Origin of the sequence: Patiriisocius sp., assembly GCF_051252435.1 — a bacterium.
Lineage (GTDB): Bacteria > Bacteroidota > Bacteroidia > Flavobacteriales > Flavobacteriaceae > Patiriisocius.
Genome location: NZ_JBPOFW010000016.1, coordinates 1 through 3,300, shown reverse-complemented (window position 1 = coordinate 3,300; position 3,300 = coordinate 1). Strand labels below are relative to the sequence as shown.

Here is a 3,300-nt window from a genome sequence, read left to right as displayed (position 1 = left end):
TATATTCTCGCCCCAAAAAAATAATGTCAAAATTTAATGAAGAAAAAGGTTGTTTTTTACCTCAGTTCTTTGTTGTGGTGCGTTAATTTTTACTTCTCTTAACAACATAATACTCGGACTTTTTATTTTTAATTTTATTCAGGCTATCAATTCTGTAATTATTTATCAAATTTTCAGCACCTTTTAATTTTAATTCTTTACTAATATATTCAAGCCAATCCTTTCTATCAACTTTGACATTATTAAAACCCATTATTCCATTAAAATCAGTTCCATCAAGTATTGCAAATCGTAAATCAGAATAACTCAAATCGCTCCCTGTAAATACTGTTCGAGTTAAATTTGATTTATAAAAAGTTGAATATTTAATATCGCAGTTAGTTAGGTAGGCATTTAGCAAATTTGCCTGAGTAAAATCAACCTTACCCAACTTTGCATAATCCAAGCTAACATATTCTAAATTAGATTCATTCAATTTTCCGTGGATTAAATCAACTCCATCTAACTTAGCAGCTTTTAAATCTGAATTTTTTATTTCAGCACCTCTCATAATTGCAGAATTTAATTTTACCTTGTAGAGTTTAGCATTATTTAATTTAATATATTCTAATTTTGAGCGCACTAAATTAGCTTCTCTTAAATCAGCAAAATTTAAATTAGCTGTGCTTAATTCACTTTCTCTTAACTCGGCACTCTTCAAGTTTGCATTCACTAATGAGGCTCCAAACAAATTAGCACCATTCAAGTTTATATTTCCTAAGTTAGCATTATTGAGATAGGCATTATTGAGGTATGCTTTTGAAAAATTACTATTTCTTAAAATTCTTTTTTCAAAAAATGAACTATCAATTTTACTTTCTATTAATGAAATCAAAAATTGTCCTCTTTCTGGACTTGATGATTCTGTAATTATTTTGTCATTTTCTAAATATCGATATGGTTTCATTGCTCTACTCAAACTTATAATTCTTCCAACAAGTGTATTACTCAAGCTATCTGCATTTTTATTCGGAATTTTCAATTCTAAATTAACTTCCCCTAAAACTTCTCCCATAATAAACATTTGTGATGACCTTCTTGCAGCTTCCGCTAAATATGTTTGGTTTGAAATGCTTTGATTTTGTGTATTTAACAATTCATTTTGGTTTTCAAAGAGTTTTGTTTGTAAATCAACCTTACTATTCTGATTTGCTAGAAGGTCATTTTGGTTTTCAAAAAGTGAAGATTGAATATCAATCTTATCATTTTGACTTTTAAAAAGCTCATTTTGATTACTAAAAAATTTCGTTTGAATTACAAGTTGTTCATTTTGAATATCGAGTTTTGAATTCTGTAATTCAAAAAGCTCATTTTGAGTGCTAAATAATCTAGTTTGAGCTTCTATTTTTTCGTTTTGAATTGATATTAAGCGGTTTTGCCAAATTAGTAGGACAGTTGGTAGGATTCCAAATATCAAAGCAATCAAACTTACTCTTGTGAAGCGTTTAACGAGATTGGCCAAAAGGTCTGAGGCAGAATCAGTACTTATTCTTTTAGTTTCATTAAATTCATTAATTACTTCTTTTATGCTTCTTTTTAAATTTGGACCTATGAAGAATGTCCCAAGTTGTGAAGTTAACCGATACCTTCTCTTACGTGCCTTTGTCTTTTGGTTTTCAAATTCTTGTATTCTTTTCCTAAGATTTTGATTTTCCCTAATAGTGGCAGAAAGACTCTCTTCAAGTTCAGATATTTTTTTTGTGCTATCTTTCAATATTTATGTCTGGTAAATGATGTATAAATGTAATAAAGTTTTAATGAATCCTTTAATGCACCACAACGTTAATGTGTAAAGGACGTTGCGTGCTTGCTTGCGAGGATTTTCCGCAGGAAATTCGGAAGCTGGCAAACACGCAATGCCCAAACGATTGAACTAAAATAAGCAATGTTTTTTACACGGTGTTGTGTGTAGTTTTTTATTCCAGACGTTTTTTAATATCTATTCTCTGATGTAAAATTCTAACTATTTCTACAATTTCATTCTCGACTTTTCTATAAAAAATCAGATGTGATTTAACTTTTATATATCTGTAATTCTTTCGGGTTTGTTCAGCCGATTTTCCTATCATAAAATTGTCTGCAATAAATTCAATTTCTCCGATTATTAAGTCGTAATACCTATCAGCTTGCTTTTTAGACCACTTGTGAAAAGTGTAAATCCAAATGTCGTTTAAATCTTCAACAGCTTGTTCACTTATTCTGTATTTATTTATACTCATAAGTGCTTGCGATGTAATTCAGCTAGATTTTGTTTTGGGTCAAAATTTTCAACAAATCCACTTTGTTCTCCAATTTCAAGAGCCTTAATCAATTCCCGTTCTTTTTTTTCTTCCGTTTCTAACAAACGTAAAGCTGAACGAATTACTTCACTTACTGAATTATATCTTCCAGATTTTACTTCGTCTTTAATAAAATCCTCAAAATAATTTCCTAATGATATTGATGTGTTTTTTCCCATTTGAGCTAAAATTTCCTCAAATATACCAAATCTTGGTAACGTAGCCAAATTGCTCACAACGTGATTGTATAAGATTAGTGGCGGGTTTAAGAACCTAATTTAGCAAATAAAAACGGAATAGAAAATCCGCGAGGATTTTCGTAAGCAAGCTAAAACTAGCCATTAATTATACACGGTGTTACCACACGTTTTTTTATTTTCCGTGTTCTAAAATCAGAACTTTTCCGTTCCATGAGTCAAATACCATTTCAAAAACTCCTCCAACCATTTCTTTTGGAAGAGTTCCAGTTATTATCCAATAGTCATTAATCAGATGGATTTCATAAGGTTTTTCCAATTCAATTTTTTCTATTCCATATAGTTCAAACAGAATAATTTCGGCGTAATTTATTGCGTTTTCTTTTTTCGGAATCAACTTAAATTTCATTTCGGTTCGGTCAGATTTATTTTTCAGCGCATATTCAAGTAATTGTTCAGCGTGTTTAAAATCGTCCGACTTTTTTTCCGATTCTTGAGCCTGAATATTTGTTGAAATTAAAATTCCGATTATTAATATTATTCCGATTTTCATTTTTTTCAAATTCTGACTAACGTCAAATTAAGTTATTGATTATTAATTAATTATATTTTTTAAATTTAAGCATTCCCAGACACTTTTTTCCTGACTTTCTTCTGTCGTTAGCTCAAGAAATTAACAGGTTTTTTCTTTTGTGGGGAATGTGTGGTAACGGTCTCGGCTCGTATGTTTACATTCTAAATTTATTGAATATAAATATAGTAGTTTTCTAGTTATTAATAAGAGC

Annotated in this window: 4 protein-coding genes; all 4 read right to left on the bottom strand. The window is 29.8% G+C overall.

Annotated features, from left to right (window positions below; all coding sequences use genetic code 11):
* Positions 1-82 precede the first annotated feature (82 nt).
* Positions 83-1,753 carry a pentapeptide repeat-containing protein gene (locus tag ACSHW7_RS15830; protein WP_435680340.1) on the bottom strand — a complete coding sequence of 557 codons (1,671 nt, stop codon included), beginning with the start codon at positions 1,751-1,753 and terminating at the stop codon, positions 83-85.
* 202 nt (positions 1,754-1,955) lie between these two features.
* Complete coding sequence (locus ACSHW7_RS15825) at positions 1,956-2,258, bottom strand: type II toxin-antitoxin system RelE/ParE family toxin (RefSeq protein ID WP_435680339.1); 303 nt, start codon at positions 2,256-2,258, stop codon at positions 1,956-1,958.
* On the bottom strand, positions 2,255-2,497 hold the full coding sequence (locus tag ACSHW7_RS15820) for a type II toxin-antitoxin system ParD family antitoxin (RefSeq protein WP_435680341.1): 243 nt from the start codon (positions 2,495-2,497) through the stop codon (positions 2,255-2,257). The genes ACSHW7_RS15825 and ACSHW7_RS15820 overlap by 4 nt, the downstream gene beginning before the upstream one ends.
* Before the next feature lie 193 nt (positions 2,498-2,690).
* Positions 2,691-3,068: an NTF2 fold immunity protein gene (locus ACSHW7_RS15815; RefSeq protein WP_435680338.1), complete on the bottom strand. Its 378-nt coding sequence runs from the start codon at positions 3,066-3,068 to the stop codon at positions 2,691-2,693.
* Between the last annotated feature and the right edge of the window lie 232 nt (positions 3,069-3,300).